The following is a 15,120-nucleotide window of genomic DNA, read 5'->3' as shown; positions in this document are numbered from 1 at the left end:
CAGGTGCGTGGCTTTGCTGGTGGGCCGGTGAGCGGCGCGGCTTCGGCGGCGGCCCGGTGAGCGGTGCGGGTCCTGGTGGCGGTGGCAGGCCCGGTGGGGTGCGGCTTTTGGTGGGCCGCGGCTCTTTGGTGGGGGTGGCTTCTTGGTGGGGTGCGGCTTTCTTTAGTGGGGTGCGGTTCTGGTGGGTGCGGTGAGTGATGGGGGTTCCGGTGGCGGCGTGGGTTCTGGTGGCGCGATGAGGATTCCGGTGGCGGCGCGGTGAACGGCGAGTCGGTTCGTGTGCTGGTCGCCGATGACCAGGCTCTGATCCGGGAGGGCATCGCATCGCTGCTGAGCATCGAGCCGGGCATCGAGGTGGTGGGCACCGCGGCGGACGGCCGTGCCGCCGTCGAACTGGCCCTCGCCACCACACCAGACGTGGTGCTGATGGACGTCCGGATGCCGGTCCTGGACGGGTTGCGGGCCGCTGAGCTGCTGCGCGAGCGACTGCCGGCCTGCCGGGTGCTGATGCTGACCACCTTCGACGACGAGGAGTACGTCGTCCGGGCACTGCGGGCCGGGACCGGTGGCTACCTGCTCAAGGACCTGCCGCCGAAGGACCTGGCCCGGGCGATCAGGCTGGCGAGCGCGGGCGTCGACCAGCACGACAGCGCGGTGCTGCAGCGGCTCGTCACGGCCCTGGACCGGAGTCCGGTGGCGGCGACACCCCGCGTAGACCTGACCGATCGGGAACAGGCGGTCCTACGGCTGATCGCCCGAGGCGCCACCAACCGTGAGATCGCGGCGAGGCTCTTCGTGAGCGAGGGAACGGTCAAGAACCATGTCTCGAACATTCTGTCCCGCCTCGGCCTCCGCGACCGAACCCAGGCCGCGATCTACGCCCGAGACCGCGGACTCCTCTGACGCCGCCACACCGACCTACCCTGCCCCGCCCGGCCGTACCTCGCCCGGCTGTACCTCGCCCGGCCGTACCTCGCCCCGCGTCGATCTTGTGAGCTTCCGCCGCCCGAGGCGCCCGAAGTCCACATGATTTGCGGCCTCGTTCGGTGCCGTCTTCCTTCCGCGCCGATCTTGTGGACTTCCGCCGCCTGAGGCGCCCGAAGTCGACATGATCTGTGGCCTCGTTCGGTGCCGTCTTCCTTCCGCGCCGATCTTGTGGACTTCCGCCGCCCGAGGCGCCCGAAGTCGACATGATCTGTGGCCTCGTTCGGTGCCGTCTTCCTTCCGCGCCGAACTTGTGGACTTCCGCCGCCCGAGGCGCCCGAAGTCCACATGATCTGCGGCCTCGTTCGGTGCCGCCCTCTCCACACGTCGATCTTGTAGGTTTCGCCGCACGAGGCGCCCGATTTCCACATAATCTGCGGCTTTCGCTCCGCGCTTCCGCGCTTCCGCGCTTCCGCGCTTCCGCGCTTCCGCGCTTCCGGCACCAGATCTTGTGGGCTTGCGCCGCCTGGGGCGACCGAAACTCACAAGGTCTGACGTGGAGGTGGTGAGTGCAGGTGGCGGTAATGCGGAGGTGGTGGATAGCGACGGTGTGTTGCGGTGGTGCATGGGACGGTGTGTTGCGGTGGTGCATGGGCGGTGGTGCGTTGCGGTGGTGCATGGGCGGTGGTGCGTTGCGGTGGTGCATGGAAGCCATGCGTCGCGGTGGTGCATGGCGGCGGTGGGGCGAGATGGCGGATTGCGGTGGAGAAGGTGAGATGGGGCGGGGTCAGCCCTTGGGGATGTCGAAGAGCTTGGGGATGCTCGTGGCCAGGGTGACGTCGCCCTTGGTTTTGATCTTGCCGGTCATGAACAGCATCACCGGGTTGCCGGTGCCGGAGACGATCTTGAGGAAGGTCAGGCCGTCCATGGTCATCGCCAGCTTTGGGTCGCGGACCGGGGTGCTGGTCACGGTGCAGGTCGCCTTCTCGATCACCGTCTCGTAGGTGTCCGAGGCGCCCTCGGGGCCGCCCGTGATGATCCAGTGGATCACGGTGGCGGTGTCGCCGGCCCGGTCGGCGCGGAAGAGTGTGGGCATCCGGTTGAAGACCTCGTCGAGGATCTTTGTACGCCGCTCCGAGCCCATCACCTCAGTGATCTTGGAGTCCGGCGTCGACTTGACGAGCTGAGTGAACTCCTTCGGGCCGATCGCGGAAAGCGCCTCGGGGCTGAAATCAGTCATCAGTAAGCCTTTCGGAATGCCGGTTTACCCGCCGGTAACTTTAGCGAGAATGCCGCGTGTTCGTGCAGTGTGCCACTCCCAAATAACCATTGGACAGTTGGGGGAGTGCGTCCTTAGACTGCCCAACATGTCTTTGGGAGGCGGCGAGACGGCTGCGCTACGAGCGCTGGCCCACCCGGTCCGGCTGCAGATCATGTCGCTGCTGACCGGCGCGGAGATGACCGCGGCCGAGGTCGCCCGCGAGCTCGGGCTCACCCACGCCAACGCCAGTTACCACCTGCGCAACCTTCTCTCCGGCGGCCTGATCGTGGTGGCCGGCGAGGAGAAGATCCGCGGTGGCGTGGCCAAGAGATACCGGTACGACGTACACAGCGAGCCCCGCGCGCCCTGGTCTGACGAGCAACGCCGCGCTGAGCTCGCCACGCTCGCCCACGAGCTGATCCGGCGCAGCGCTGACGCCCGCTTCGTCGAGGGCGCGGGTCTGTTCGCCGACGGTGACTTCTGGGTCGAGCCCGATGTCTGGCTGAGCATCCGCGACCGGATCTCGGAGGCCGTTGACGACCTTCACCGGGCTGCCCGGCCGCCACGTACTCCCGGCACTGTCCGCACCAGCACGACGGTCGGCATGTTCCAGCTGCGAGAGGAGGCGGCGGAGTGAACGCGCTCGCGCCGCTGCGGCACATCCCGTACCGATTCCTGCTCGCCGGCCGCACCGTCAACGCGCTGGGCAATTCGTTCGCGCCGATCGCCCTCGCCTTCGCCGTCCTCGACCTGACCGGTTCGGCCCGTGACCTGGGCCTCGTCGTCGGCGCCCGCACCCTGGCCAACGTGCTGTTCCTGCTCTTCGGCGGGGTGCTGGCCGACCGGCTGCCGCGGCACCTGCTGATGGTCGGGTCGAACGCCGCCGCGGCGGCGACCCAGGCGGCGGTCGCTGTCCTGGTGCTGACCGGGTCCGCGACGATCCCGCTGCTGATTGCCCTGTCGGTGGCGAACGGTGTGGCCAGCGCGGTGGCGCTCCCGGCCAGCGCGGCACTGTTGCCGTCGACCGTGCCCGAGAGGATGCGCCTGCAGGCCATCGCTCTCAGCCGGATCTGCCTGAACAGCGCGATGGTCCTCGGCTCCCCGATCGCCGGCGTGGTGGTCGCGTCGACCGGCCCCGGTGTGGGGATCGCCGTCGACGCGGCCGCGTTCGTCGTCGCCGGGTTCTGTTTCGCTCTGGTCCGGGTCCCCATGCCGGCCCGGTCGGGGGAGCGCTCGAACGTGCTCGCCGACCTGCGGACCGGGTGGTCGGAATTCCGGTCCCGCACATGGCTGTGGGTGGTGGTGGTCGGATTCTCGCTGCTCAACGCGGCGTGGACCGGTGGGCTCTACGTGCTAGGCCCGGCCGTTGCCGACCAGACCATCGGCCGCCCGGCCTGGGGGCTGGTGCTCGCCGCCGAGACTGCCGGAATGCTTCTCGGAGCGGTGCTGGCCATGCGCCTGAAGTTGCGCCGGCTGCTGCTCGTCGGAGTGGTCAGCTGTTTCGGCATGGCGCTGCCGCTGTTCGTGCTGGGCGGCTATCCGCAGCTCTGGGCGCTGTTCCTGGCCATGTTCGTGACCGGTCTGACACTCGAACAGTTCGGGATCGCCTGGGAGACCACGATGCAGGAACACGTGCCCGCCGACCGGCTGGCGCGCGTCTACTCGTACGACATGGTCGGCTCTTTCGCCGCGATTCCCCTGGGGCAGGTGGTGATCGGCCCGATCGCCGAGGTGACCGGTCTTCGGACGGCCCTGATCGGGGCCGGAGTGGTGGCCGTCGTCGCGGTGCTGGGCATGCTGGCCAGCCGTGACGTACGCACCCTGCGTCACCGGCTGCCGGAGGACGGGCCGCGGCCCGTGACAGAATCGGTCCCGTGACCATCCCGAACGTGCTCGCCGCCCGGTACGCCTCCGCCGACCTCGTCACCCTCTGGTCCCCGGAGGAGAAGATCCGGATGGAGCGCAAGCTCTGGCTGGCGGTCCTCAAGGCCCAGCGTGATCTCGGCGTCGACGTGCCCGACGGCGCCGTCGAGGCGTATGAGGCGGTGCTCGACCGGGTCGACCTCGAGTCGATCGCCGCGCGTGAGCGGATCACCCGGCACGACGTGAAGGCTCGCATCGAGGAGTTCTCCGAGCTGGCCGGGTTCGAACAGATCCACAAGGGAATGACGTCCCGCGACCTCACGGAGAACGTCGAGCAGCTGCAGATCCGTGCGTCGCTCGAGCTGATCCGCGACCGGGTGGTGGCCGCGCTGGCCCGCCTGACCGCGCTCGCCGTCGAGCACTCCGACCTGGTGATGACCGGACGCTCGCACAACGTGGCGGCGCAGGCCACCACGCTCGGCAAGCGGTTCGCCTCGGCCGCCGAGGAGCTGCTCATCGCGTACGAGCGTCTCGATGATCTGATCGGTCGTTATCCGCTGCGTGGCATCAAGGGCCCGGTCGGCACCGCGGCCGACCAGCTGGATCTTTTCGACGGCTCGTTCGAGAAGGCCGCTGACCTGGAGAAGAAGGTGGCCGCGCACCTCGGCTTCAACCGGGTGCTGTCCAGCGTCGGCCAGGTTTACCCGCGGTCGCTCGACTTCGACGTGGTCTCGGCTCTCGCCCAGATCGTCGCCGGCCCGTCGTCGCTGGCCACCACGATCCGGCTGATGGTCGGCCAGGAGCTGGTCACCGAGGGGTTCAAGCCCGGTCAGGTCGGCTCGTCGGCGATGCCGCACAAGATGAACACCCGGTCGTCGGAGCGGGTCAACGGTCTCGCGGTGATCGTCCGCGGTTACCTGTCGATGGTCGGTGAGCTGGCCGGCGACCAGTGGAACGAGGGTGACGTCTCCTGCTCGGTGGTACGCCGGGTGGCCCTGCCGGACGCGTTCTTCGCCACCGACGGGCTGTTCCAGACGTTCCTCACCGTGCTCGACGAGTTCGGGGCGTACCCGGCGGTGATCGGTCGTGAGCTGGACCGCTTCCTGCCGTTCCTCGCCACCACGAAGGTGCTGGTCGCGGCGGTGCGCAAGGGCGTCGGCCGGGAGGTCGCGCACGAGGTGATCAAGGAGCACGCGGTCGGCATGGCTCTGGCCATGCGCGAGAAGGGCGCGGCGGTCAACGACCTGTTCGACCGTCTCGCGGCCGACGAGCGCCTCAGGCTGTCACGAGCCGAGATCGACACCCTGGTCGCGGACCGGGCGGCGTTCGTCGGAGCGGCACCGGCGCAGGTGCGTGCCGTCGCCGACCGGGTCGCCGAGATCGTTGCTCAGCACCCGTCAGCGGCGGCGTACGCACCCGCGCCGATCCTTTAGCCCCGACTAGACGCCGGCCACCGAGGTGATCCACGCCCGGTTGTAGGCGACGCTGCCGTAGTACTGGCGGCTCTGGCCGTCCGCGGTCGACGCGACGCCCACCTGGGCTCCGTTGTAGACCTGCGGGCCGCCCGAGTCGCCACGCCACGCGTTGCCGTTGATGCGCGTGCTGCCGATCGCGCGGCCGCCGTACGCGTCGGTCTGGTTCGTCGAGGTGACCTGAACCGTGGCGGTCTTCAGCGTGGTCGACGCCGAGCAGCCGGAGTAGCAGGTCATGCCCCAGCCGTAGATGTTGTTGGTCGAGCCGACCGGCGGGTACGCGCTGGACAGCGGCATGTAGCTGGTGCTGACCGAGCTGCTCAGGCGCAGCAGGGCGAGGTCGTAACGGGTCGAGGTGGCGGACACGGACCGGGTGACGCCGCCCGAGGTGCGGTTGACGCTGCCGACGCGTACCGACATCGTCCCGTTGACGCAGTGCCGCGCGGTGAGCACGTAGTTCGCCGAGATGATCGTGCCGGAGCAGGTGAAGCTGCCGTTGCTCAGGACCGCTGCGGCCCAGGGCGCGGAGGAGACGGTGCCGCCTCCGATGATGTACGGGGTAACGGGCTCGTCGGCGTGGGCTGCGGCGGGGGCGACCAGTGCGGTGATGGCGCCGGCCACGGCGGCGAGGAGTCGAATGCGCACGTCGAGATCTCCTTCTGGGGAAAGTTAATCGAAATCGACGAATGCAAACTACGACGCGACGGCCGTCCGCCCCAGAGTTCAATTGATACATATCACTGGAGGATGGTCCGGCGGCACGCGTGCATGCCCAGCTCAACTGACGCTCGGGTCGGGCTGCCGACACCGGCCCCCGGCTTGTGCGCGGGCCCCACCGGGTAGGCTTCGGGCTGCTTACACCTATCAGTCAGGAGTGCCCGTGGCTCGCGTCGTGGTCGACGTCATGCTCAAGCCGGAGATCCTGGACCCGCAGGGTCAAGCGGTGGCGAATGCGCTGCCCCGGCTCGGCGTCACCGATGTCTCTTCTGTCCGCATCGGCCGCCGGATCGAGATCGATTTCACCGGGGAACCCGACCTTGACCGGGCCCGTGAGATCGCCGACAAGCTGCTCGCCAACCCGGTGATCGAGGACTTCGAGATCCGCGTCGAAGGCGTTGCGGCGGAGGTCGCCTGACCATGCGGATCGGTGTGGTCACCTTCCCGGGTTCGCTCGACGACGGGGACGCCGCCCGCGCCGCCCGGATCGCCGGAGCCGAGGCGGTCCGCCTCTGGCACGGCGACCCGGACCTGCACGGCGTCGACGCGGTCGTCCTTCCCGGCGGGTTCTCTTACGGCGACTATCTGCGCTGCGGCGCCATCGCCCGGTTCGCGCCGGTGATGGAGTCCATCATCGACGCCGCGCGGGGCGGTCTGCCCGTGCTCGGCATCTGCAACGGTTTCCAGGTCCTGTGCGAGGCGCACCTGCTGCCCGGCGCCCTGACCCGGAACCAGCACCTTCACTTCCGCAACCGCGACCAGTGGCTCAAGGTCGAGTCCACCAACACCGCCTGGACCAACGGCTTCACCGCCGGTCAGGAGATCCTGATCCCGGTGAAGAACGGCGAGGGTTGCTTCGTCGCGGACACGAAGACTCTGGACGCGCTCGAGGCCGAGGGCCGGGTCATCGCCCGCTACATCAAGGGCAACCCGAACGGCTCGCAGCGCGACATCGCGGGCATCACCAACGAGGCCGGCAACGTCGTCGGCATCATGCCGCACCCGGAACACGCCGTGGAGGCGTTGACCGGCCCGTCGCTGGACGGCCTCGGCTTCTTCACCTCAGTCCTGCGCAGCCTGGCGAAGGACGGTCAGCTCGCAGGGGGACAACAGTGACGACGCAGCAGAGCGGTTTCGCTGCGACCGACGTGCTCGCCACCGGCTCCGACGAGCCCGACACCGTCGAGCGGGCGGAGAAGTCCCCGGACGAGCTCCAGCCCTACACCGACCTGGGCCTCAAGGACGACGAGTACGCCAAGATCCGTGAGATTCTCGGGCGTCGGCCGACCGCGTCCGAGCTGGCGATGTACTCGATCATGTGGAGCGAGCACTGCTCGTACAAGTCGAGCAAGGTGCACCTCAAGCAGTTCAGTGAGAAGGCCCCGCCGAACACTCGCATGCTGGCCGGCATCGGCGAGAACGCCGGTGTGGTGCAGATCTCCGAGAAGATCGCGGTCACCTTCAAGGTCGAGTCGCACAACCACCCCAGCTACGTCGAGCCGTACCAGGGTGCGGCCACCGGTGTCGGCGGCATCGTCCGCGACATCCTGGCGATGGGTGCCCGGCCGATCGCGGTGATGGACCCGCTGCGCTTCGGTGCACACGATCACCCCGACACCGCCCGGGTGCTGCCCGGTGTCGTTGCCGGCATCGGTGGCTACGGCAACTGCCTGGGCCTGCCGAACATCGGCGGCGAGATCGTCTTCGACCCGTGCTACCAGGGCAACCCGCTGGTCAACGCGCTCAGCATCGGTGTCCTGCCGGTCGAGCGGCTCCAGAAGAAGGAAGCCACCGGCACCGGCAACATCGTCGTGCTGCTCGGCGCCCGGACCGGGCGTGACGGCATCGGCGGCGTCTCCGTGCTGGCCTCGGCCACCTTCGACGAGGAGGCCGAACAGCGCCGTCCGTCGGTGCAGGTCGGTGACCCCTTCATGGAGAAGCTGCTGATCGAGAGCTGCCTCGAGCTCTACGACGCCGGTCTCGTCTCCGGCATCCAGGACCTCGGCGGCGCCGGCCTCACCTGCGCGCTCACCGAGACCGCCGCGGCGGCCGGCACCGGCATGCGGGTCTGGCTGGAGCGGGTCCCGCTGCGCGAGGCCTCGATGTCGCCGACCGAGATCCTGGCCAGCGAGTCGCAGGAGCGGATGCTCCTCATCGTCACCCCGGAGAACCTCGACGCCGTGCTCAAGGTCGCCGAGAAGTGGGGCGTCTGGGCCACCGCCATCGGCGAGGTCACCGCGGCCGCCGCCGACGGCACCCCGGGCCGCCTGCTGATCACGTGGAACGACCACGTCGTCGTCGACGTGCCGCCGGGTTCGCTCGCCGACGACGGTCCGGTCTACAACCGGCCGATCCGCGAGCCGAACGACGTGATGCTGCTGCAGGCCGACCGGGCCGAGACGCTGCCGCGTCCCACGACCGGCGACGCACTGCGGGAGACCGTGCTGCGGATGGCCGCGTCGCCGAATCTCTGCGACAAGACCTGGGTCACCGAGCAGTACGACCGGTACGTGCTCGGCAACACGATCCTGGCCCAGCCGGAGGACTCCGGCGTGCTCCGGATCGACGAGGAGACCGGCCTCGGGGTTGCGCTGTCCGTCGACGGCAACGGGCGGTTTGCGCGCCTCGACCCGTACGAGGGTGCGAGGCTCGCGCTCGCCGAGGCGTACCGGAACGTCGCCGTCACCGGCGCCGAGCCGGTCGCGGTGACCGACTGCCTCAACTTCGGCTCGCCCGAGGACCCGCACGTGATGTGGCAGTTCGCCGAGGCCACCCGTGGTCTCGCCGACGGCTGTCTGCAGCTGGGCACCCCGGTGACCGGCGGCAACGTCAGCTTCTACAACCAGACCGGCGCCGCCGCGATCCACCCGACCCCGGTGGTCGGCGTGCTCGGTGTCTTCGACGACGTGGCCCGCCGCGTCCCGATGGGCTTCCCGCGGCCGGCCAAGGCCGGTGGCGACCTGCTCTTCCTGCTCGGCGAGACCCGCGTGGAGCTCTCCGGCTCGGAGTGGGCCTGGGTGACTCACGAGCACCTCGGCGGCCGCCCGCCGAAGGTCGACCTCGCAGCCGAGCAGGCGCTCGGCAAGGTGATGGCCCAGGCGTCGAAGTCCGGCCTGGTCAGCGCCGCACACGACCTCTCCGACGGCGGCCTGGCCCAGGTGCTCGTGGAGAGCACGCTGCGCCACGGCGTCGGCGCGAAGGTGACGTTCCCGGAGGACGGCAACTCGCCGTTCGTCCACCTGTTCAGCGAGTCGGCCGGCCGTGCCCTGGTCGCCGTGCCGCGCGGCCACGACAAGGCGTTCCTCGCCCTCGTGGCCGAGCACGGTGTTCCGGTCACCCCGCTCGGTGTCACCTCCGAGGAGGCGGCGCTGCAGGTGGAGGGCCAGTTCACCATCCCGCTGGACGAACTGCGTGAGGCCTGGTCGTCGACGCTGCCCAACCTGTTCGGCGGCACCGCCGAGCTGGTGAATCGGCACGCCGGCGAGGAGGAGGCCGCACCGGTGACCTCCGGTGAGGTTCGCTCGGTGACTCTGGAGCTGAGCCCGCAGGCTCCGGGTGGGCCGATCGACCCGCCCGCCAGCGCCTGATCAGCACATAGAAGAAGGGCCCCGCGCGGATCGCGCGGGGCCCTTCTTCATGGCGTCAGATCAGTCGTCCATCCAGTCCCGGTTCGGGCGCTGGGGGTTCTTGTTGCCGTAGTTGCCGGCACCCTGCTGCGGGTAACCGCCCTGCTGCTGGTCGTAGCCGCCGCCGTAGTTACCGCCCTGCTGGGGGTAGCCACCCTGCTGGGGCTGGTCGTAGCCGCCCTGGTCGTAGCCGCCGCCGTAGTTGCCACCCTGCGGCGGGTAGCCCCCCTGGTCGTAGCCAGCCTGCGGGCCGTAGCCACCGGCGTCCTGACCGTTCCAGCCCTGGTCGTAGCCACCCTGCTGGGGCTGGTCGTAGCCGCCCTGGTCGTAGCCGCCGCCGTAGTTACCGCCCTGCTCGGGCTGGTACATGTTGGTGTGCTCGTCGTACCGCTGGGGCTGCTCGGGCTGGTACATGCTGGTGTGCTCGTCGTACCGCTGGGGCTGGCCGCCCTGAGCGCCGTAGCTGCCGCCGCCCTGCTGCTGCCCGTACGTCTGGGTAGCCCCGTAGTTGCCGCCGCCGTAGTTGCCACCCTGCTGCGGGTCGTCCCACTGGTTGCCGCCGCCGGCGTAGCCGCCGCCGGGAGGCAGCGGAGCGCCGTACGGGTCCGGGAACTCGTCCTCGACCGGCTGCTGCCGGTGGATCATCGTGGGCGCGTCGGCGAGGCCGGCACCGAGACCGCCACCCATGCCGGCGGCCGGAGCGATCATCGTGGCGTCACCACCGCGGCCGACGCCGGCCGGCGCGGCCACCCGGGTGGCGTCGAAGCCGCCGGCGCTCGCCGGGACCGCCGTGCCGAGGCCGGTGTCCGAGCTGAGCTCGTCGGCCCGCTTACGACGCATCATGACCAGCACCATCGCGCCGATGCCGGCCGCGACGAGCAGGCCGCCCATCGCGATCAGCAGCCAGTTGGTGCCGTCGTCGTCGGTGGTGTTGGCGGCCTCGTCGGGGTCCGCGCCCAGGTTGATGCCCTGGGTCTCCTCGTCGGTGGTCTCCTCGTCGTCGACCGGCTCGGTCGCCGCGGCGCTGGCGGAGGAACTCGCGGACGGTGTCGGCGAGGTCGCCGCAGCCGTCTTCTTGAGGGTGAGCGGGACGTTGACGGTCCGGCCGGCACCGCCCTGCACGCTCACGTTCGCGGGCTCGAAGCCCTCCTTCGCCGCGGCGATCTGGATGTTGCCGGCCGCGATCGGCTGGGAGTCCGAGGAGGTGAAGGAGTAACCGCCGTCGCCGTCGGTGGTGGTCTGGTACTGGTGACCCGCGGAGTCCTTCATCACCACCTGCACGCCGGAGACCCGGGCTCCGCCGTTGTCCTTGATCCGCCCGGACACCTGCCGGACGGTCGTCGGAGCGGCGGGACCCTCGACCTTGACGGTCTCCGTGTCCTGGGCGGACTCACCGTTGGCGCGTTTCGCGCTGACCGTGATGGTGACGTCCCGCGACTGGCCGGCGGCCACGTTCGGCGCGGTCAGGGTGACGTCGAAGTCTTTGTTGCCGTCGATCCGCTCGCGCGAGTTGCAACCGCAGTTCATCCCGCTGACGGTGATCTCCAGCTGCGGATCGCCCTGTTCCCCGGGATTGGGGTCACTAACGGTAAACCGCATGGTTACAGTAGAGCCGGAAGCGACGGTCGTTGGTGACACCCGCTCGATGCTCACGGTCGGGTTGTCTGCCAGGGCAGGAGCTTGTATCCCGGTCAATACCCCGACTACCAGTGCCAGGAACGCACCGGCCTGGGCCGTCCGGGCTCGTAGGTGCGTTGTCACGTCCACCGCCTTCCGGTCGCGCGGTCCCCGGTTCCTTCGATGTCCGGTGGATCCCACGACGTGTACACCGTCGGCAACTATGCCTTGTCGTATGTCACTTACGCGACCCAGGGCGGTGTGCCGTTCTCCTCAACTCGGGTCGTATCGTCCCGACATGTCTTCTCCGCACAATAAATCCGAGTCGGTGGCCGAGGCGTTGGACGCGCTCGACCGGGGTGTCGAGCCGGACCGCATGGTGCTGCGTGATGCCGTGCGAGCACTGCTGACCGAGTTGTCCCGACGGGCGCCTGGCCGTTCGGTGGAGGTGCGAGTTCCACCTTTCGGTGCGATTCAGTGCGTCCCCGGCCCGCGGCACACCCGTGGCACACCGCCCAATGTGGTCGAAACGGATCCGAAGACCTGGCTGCTCGTGGCCACCGGCCGACTCGGGTGGGACGACGCGTTGCGTGACGGTCGTCTCCGGGCCAGTGGGATCCGGACGGATATCACCGAGTACCTGCCGCTCTCGGGCTGACGAGCCCGGGTGCCCTTCCCGCGGGCTCGCGTACACTGGTCGGTCGGATGGACCAGCCAGTTCGCGGTCCATGCAGACCCCGACATGAGGGAGCGAGCAGGTGCCCCGAGGCGACGGCCGTTTGACCGACGATCTCGACCCCCAGGAGCGCGGCCCCCAGGATGCCTGCGGCGTCTTCGGCGTCTGGGCCCCAGAGGAAGAGGTCGCCAAACTCACCTACTTCGGGCTCTACGCACTCCAGCACCGGGGCCAGGAGGCTGCCGGCATCGCGGTGAGCGACGGGTCCGGCGTGGTGGTCTACAAGGACATCGGCCTGGTCTCGCAGGTGTTCGACGAACCGACGCTGGCGAGCCTTCGCGGCCACCTCGCGATCGGCCACGCGCGCTACTCCACCACCGGTGGATCCAACTGGGAGAACGCCCAGCCCACGATCCGCGCCACCCCGGCCGGCACGACCATCGCGCTGGCGCACAACGGCAATCTGGTCAACACCGCCGAGCTGGCGAAGGAGGTCGCCGACCGCGGCCTCGAGGTGGGCGACTCCACCTCCGACACCGCCCTGGTCACCACTCTGCTCGCGGGCCGTCCCGACCTCTCGGTCGAGGCCGCCGCGATGGAGCTGCTGCCGACCCTGCGCGGTGCCTTCAGCTTCGTCTTCATGGACGAGCACACCCTCTACGCCGCGCGCGACGCCCAGGGCGTCCGCCCGCTGGTACTCGGCCGGATGGAGCGGGGCTGGGTGGTCGCCAGTGAGACCGCCGCCCTCGACATCACCGGCGCCAACTTCGTCCGCGAGGTCGAACCCGGCGAGATCATCGCGATCGACGAACACGGTCTGCGGTCCAGCCGCTTCGCGGCTCCCGATCCCAAGGGCTGTCTCTTCGAGTACGTGTATCTGGCCCGCCCGGACACCACGATCGCCGGCCGCAACATCTACTCGGCTCGTGTCGAGGTGGGCCGCAAGCTGGCCAAGGAGCACCCGGTCGAGGCGGACCTGGTGATCGGTGTGCCCGAGTCGGGCATCCCGGCCGCGATCGGTTACGCCGAGGCGTCCGGTATTCCGTACAGCGCCGGCTTCATGAAGAACGCCTACGTCGGCCGGACCTTCATCCAGCCGTCGCAGACCATCCGTCAGCTCGGCATCCGGCTGAAGCTGAACCCGCTGCGCGAGGTGGTCCGCGGCAAGCGGATCGTCGTGATCGACGACTCGATCGTCCGCGGCAACACCCAGCGCGCCCAGATCCGCATGCTGCGCGAGGCCGGCGCATTGGAGATCCATGTCCGGATCTCCTCGCCGCCGGTCAAGTGGCCGTGCTTCTACGGCATCGACTTCGCGACCCGGGCCGAGCTGATCGCCAACGGCCTGGAGCTCGACGGGATCCGCCGCTCGATCGGCGCCGACAGCCTGGGGTACGTCTCGCTCGACAACCTGATCCAGGCGACCGAGCAGCCGAAGTCCCGGCTCTGCATGGCCTGCTTCGACGGGGAGTATCCGATCGAGCTGCCGGCCGGTGACCTGATCGGCAAGCACGTCCTGGAGGGTGTCGGCCGCCGGGCGTCGATGCCGGGCGCCACCGATGAGGCGGCCACGGCCGCCGTCGCCGACCTCGAGGCGGGCTACGAGGCCCGCGAGCACGCGACCGACGACCGTCCGGCAACGGAGCCGCTGGTCGCCAGCCCTGGCGGCGCGACCGCGCTGCACCACCCGTGACCTTGAGTTATACAGAACCGCTAAGGGGAGAACCGTGACCCACGTGTCCGAGCGCAGCAGTGCCGGATCCAACGGCGCCGAGGGAGGCGACCGTCAGCCTTGGACGGCCGGCTCCGCACGCGGACCGCGCAAGCGTTCGGCCACGTACGCCGCCGCGGGTGTCTCCATCGAGGCCGGTGACCGGGCCGTCGAGCTGCTCAAGTCGAAGGTCCGCAAGACCACGCGGCCCGAGGTGATCGGTGACCTGGGCGGCTTCTCCGGCCTGTTCCGGCTGAACACCGCGAAGTACAAGAGCCCGATCCTGGCGTCGTCCACCGATGGCGTCGGGACCAAGCTGGTGATCGCCCAGCAGCTCGACATCCACGACACGATCGGCATCGACCTGGTCGCCATGGTCGTCGACGATCTGGTGGCCTGTGGTGCCGAGCCGCTGTTCCTGCTCGACTACATCGCCTGCGGTGAGGTCGTCCCGGACAAGGTGGCCGAGATCGGCGCGGGTATCGCCGACGGCTGCCGGTACGCCGGTTGCGCGCTGCTCGGTGGCGAGACCGCCGAGCACCCGGGCGTCCTGCGCCCCGACGAGTACGACGTCTCCGCCACCGGTGTCGGGGTGGTGGAGGAGAGCGAGATCCTCGGCAAGGACCGGGTCGAGCTGGGCGACGCGGTCATCGCGATGCGCTCGTCCGGCCTGCACTCCAACGGTTACTCACTGGTCCGGCACGTGCTTCTCGGCGCCGGCCGGATGCGCCTGGACACCGTGGTCGACGACTTCGGCACCCAGCGCACCCTGGGCGAGGAGCTGCTCACCCCCACCAAGATCTACGCCAAGGACTGCCTGGGCCTGATCGAGGAGACCGACGTCCGGGCGTTCTCGCACGTCACCGGCGGCGGCATCCCCGGCAACCTGAACCGGGTCCTCCCCACCACCATGGACGCCGTGGTCGACCGGTCCACCTGGCGTCCGCAGCCGATCTTCGACCTGATCCAGGCCAAGGGCCGGATCGAGGACTCGGAGATGGAGGCCACTTTCAACATGGGTGTCGGCATGTTCGCGATCGTCTCGTCCGACGACGCGGACCGGGCGATGGCCTACCTGACCGGCCGTGGTGTCGAGGCCTGGCAGGTCGGCGAGGTCGTCGAGGGCTCCGGCGAGGTGCAGATGCTGGGGTCGTACACCCGGGGCTGACCGGAAAGTGATTCTGGTTCGCAATAGTCCGAACGTGAAATGATCCGCGTGTGTCGATGTCCGGCACATGCGGATCTTTCGCATG

At 69.4% G+C, this 15,120-nt stretch carries 13 protein-coding genes; 10 read left to right on the top strand and 3 right to left on the bottom strand.

Annotated features, from left to right (window positions below):
- Positions 1-258: 258 nt before the first annotated feature.
- Positions 259-903, top strand: a complete 645-nt coding sequence (locus CLV67_RS38565) for a response regulator (protein WP_106327664.1) — start codon at positions 259-261, stop codon at positions 901-903.
- Between the two features lie 808 nt (positions 904-1,711).
- On the opposite strand, the gene CLV67_RS38560 is transcribed toward CLV67_RS38565, so the two are convergent.
- Complete coding sequence (locus CLV67_RS38560; RefSeq protein ID WP_106327662.1) at positions 1,712-2,164, bottom strand: SCP2 sterol-binding domain-containing protein; 453 nt, start codon at positions 2,162-2,164, stop codon at positions 1,712-1,714.
- 127 nt (positions 2,165-2,291) lie between these two features.
- Between CLV67_RS38560 and CLV67_RS38555 the strand changes: the two genes are divergently transcribed.
- From CLV67_RS38555 to purB, 3 genes are read left to right on the top strand one after another with little or no spacing between them, the layout of a single operon-like run.
- Positions 2,292-2,822: an ArsR/SmtB family transcription factor gene (locus CLV67_RS38555; protein WP_106327660.1), complete on the top strand. Its 531-nt coding sequence runs from the start codon at positions 2,292-2,294 to the stop codon at positions 2,820-2,822.
- Positions 2,819-4,063 carry an MFS transporter gene (locus CLV67_RS38550; RefSeq protein WP_106327658.1) on the top strand — a complete coding sequence of 415 codons (1,245 nt, stop codon included), beginning with the start codon at positions 2,819-2,821 and terminating at the stop codon, positions 4,061-4,063. The genes CLV67_RS38555 and CLV67_RS38550 overlap by 4 nt, the downstream gene beginning before the upstream one ends.
- On the top strand, positions 4,060-5,481 hold the full coding sequence (gene purB / locus CLV67_RS38545; protein WP_106327656.1) for an adenylosuccinate lyase: 1,422 nt from the start codon (positions 4,060-4,062) through the stop codon (positions 5,479-5,481). The genes CLV67_RS38550 and purB overlap by 4 nt, the downstream gene beginning before the upstream one ends.
- 6 nt (positions 5,482-5,487) lie before the next feature.
- Here the strand turns inward: purB and CLV67_RS38540 are convergent, their stop codons facing one another.
- On the bottom strand, positions 5,488-6,165 hold the full coding sequence (locus tag CLV67_RS38540; RefSeq protein ID WP_106327654.1) for a S1 family peptidase: 678 nt from the start codon (positions 6,163-6,165) through the stop codon (positions 5,488-5,490).
- A 235-nt stretch (positions 6,166-6,400) separates the two neighbouring features.
- Between CLV67_RS38540 and purS the strand changes: the two genes are divergently transcribed.
- From purS to purL, 3 genes are read left to right on the top strand one after another with little or no spacing between them, the layout of a single operon-like run.
- Positions 6,401-6,655: a phosphoribosylformylglycinamidine synthase subunit PurS gene (purS, locus tag CLV67_RS38535; protein WP_106327911.1), complete on the top strand. Its 255-nt coding sequence runs from the start codon at positions 6,401-6,403 to the stop codon at positions 6,653-6,655.
- Positions 6,652-7,353 carry a phosphoribosylformylglycinamidine synthase subunit PurQ gene (gene purQ, locus CLV67_RS38530; RefSeq protein ID WP_106327652.1) on the top strand — a complete coding sequence of 234 codons (702 nt, stop codon included), beginning with the start codon at positions 6,652-6,654 and terminating at the stop codon, positions 7,351-7,353. The genes purS and purQ overlap by 4 nt, the downstream gene beginning before the upstream one ends.
- Before the next feature lie 32 nt (positions 7,354-7,385).
- Positions 7,386-9,824 carry a phosphoribosylformylglycinamidine synthase subunit PurL gene (gene purL / locus CLV67_RS38525; protein WP_239166507.1) on the top strand — a complete coding sequence of 813 codons (2,439 nt, stop codon included), beginning with the start codon at positions 7,386-7,388 and terminating at the stop codon, positions 9,822-9,824.
- Between the two features lie 60 nt (positions 9,825-9,884).
- Here purL and CLV67_RS38520 read toward each other — a convergent pair whose 3' ends face one another.
- Positions 9,885-11,462, bottom strand: a complete 1,578-nt coding sequence (locus CLV67_RS38520; protein ID WP_106327648.1) for a carboxypeptidase-like regulatory domain-containing protein — start codon at positions 11,460-11,462, stop codon at positions 9,885-9,887.
- Positions 11,463-11,778: 316 nt separating this feature from the next.
- Here CLV67_RS38520 and CLV67_RS38515 point away from each other — a divergent pair, with 316 nt between their 5' ends.
- The 3 genes from CLV67_RS38515 (at position 11,779) to purM (ending at position 15,035) form a co-directional block, all read left to right on the top strand.
- On the top strand, positions 11,779-12,138 hold the full coding sequence (locus CLV67_RS38515) for a sterol carrier family protein (protein WP_106327646.1): 360 nt from the start codon (positions 11,779-11,781) through the stop codon (positions 12,136-12,138).
- A 100-nt stretch (positions 12,139-12,238) separates the two neighbouring features.
- A complete protein-coding gene (gene purF / locus CLV67_RS38510) occupies positions 12,239-13,849 on the top strand; it encodes an amidophosphoribosyltransferase (protein WP_106327644.1) in 1,611 nt (536 codons plus the stop codon).
- Positions 13,850-13,883: 34 nt separating this feature from the next.
- On the top strand, positions 13,884-15,035 hold the full coding sequence (gene purM / locus CLV67_RS38505) for a phosphoribosylformylglycinamidine cyclo-ligase (protein ID WP_106327642.1): 1,152 nt from the start codon (positions 13,884-13,886) through the stop codon (positions 15,033-15,035).
- The last annotated feature ends 85 nt before the right edge of the window (positions 15,036-15,120 follow it).

Origin of the sequence: Actinoplanes italicus (assembly GCF_003001815.1) — a bacterium.
In the GTDB taxonomy this organism is placed as follows: Bacteria; Actinomycetota; Actinomycetes; order Mycobacteriales; family Micromonosporaceae; genus Actinoplanes; species Actinoplanes italicus.
The sequence above is the reverse complement of the archived record's forward strand: the minus strand, read 5'-3'. Positions and strand labels throughout refer to the sequence as shown.

What these genes read in the sequence shown, in the direction of transcription:
- CLV67_RS38560 (WP_106327662.1), bottom strand. Translation starts at nt 2,164, where the DNA reads ATGACTGATTTCAGCCCCGAGGCGCTTTCCGCGATCGGCCCGAAGGAG.
- CLV67_RS38555 (WP_106327660.1), top strand. Translation starts at nt 2,292, where the DNA reads ATGTCTTTGGGAGGCGGCGAGACGGCTGCGCTACGAGCGCTGGCCCAC.
- CLV67_RS38520 (WP_106327648.1), bottom strand. Translation starts at nt 11,462, where the DNA reads ATGCGGTTTACCGTTAGTGACCCCAATCCCGGGGAACAGGGCGATCCG.
- CLV67_RS38515 (WP_106327646.1), top strand. Translation starts at nt 11,779, where the DNA reads ATGTCTTCTCCGCACAATAAATCCGAGTCGGTGGCCGAGGCGTTGGAC.